Genomic DNA, 438 nt, shown 5'->3' on the forward strand with positions numbered 1-438 from the left:
CGCCGCGATCGACGACAAAGCGACCGAAGACGCCTACCAACGCGACCGCGCCCACGCCCGGACCGCCGCCGGCGGCGCCACGGAATTCCAAGGCAAGTCGGCCAACACCGACGGCGCCGAGCGCTTCACCGCTCCGAGCGTCCTGTTCCAGACCGGGACCGGCCAGACGCTCGAAGCCGGCGGCTTCCAGTCGCTCGCCGTCTACGACGCGATGATCGCCAACCTCGACCGCACCCTGCCGCGGCGCGGGTCCGCCGAGTCGGCGCTCGAGATCCTGCAGGCGTTCCCCGAGGGCGTCACGACCTACGAGGCGGCGGCCGTCCTCGCGCCGCCGCTCACCGAGCCCGGCCGCGACGCCGCCGAAGCCCAGCTGCTGGCGCTCTTCGCCGACGGCCAGGCGCGCCGCACGCCGCTGGGCGACGACGCGCTCTGGCGAAC

The 438-nt window shown here is 74.7% G+C and carries 1 protein-coding gene; it reads left to right on the forward strand.

The features are described 5' to 3' along the window. Positions 1 to 438, forward strand: a 438-nt coding sequence (locus BJP32_RS17410) for a hypothetical protein (protein WP_198935312.1), incomplete at both ends; no start/stop codon positions are given.

Origin of the sequence: Brevundimonas sp. ZS04, assembly GCF_001956865.1 — a bacterium.
Classification (GTDB): Bacteria; Pseudomonadota; Alphaproteobacteria; order Caulobacterales; family Caulobacteraceae; genus Brevundimonas; species Brevundimonas diminuta.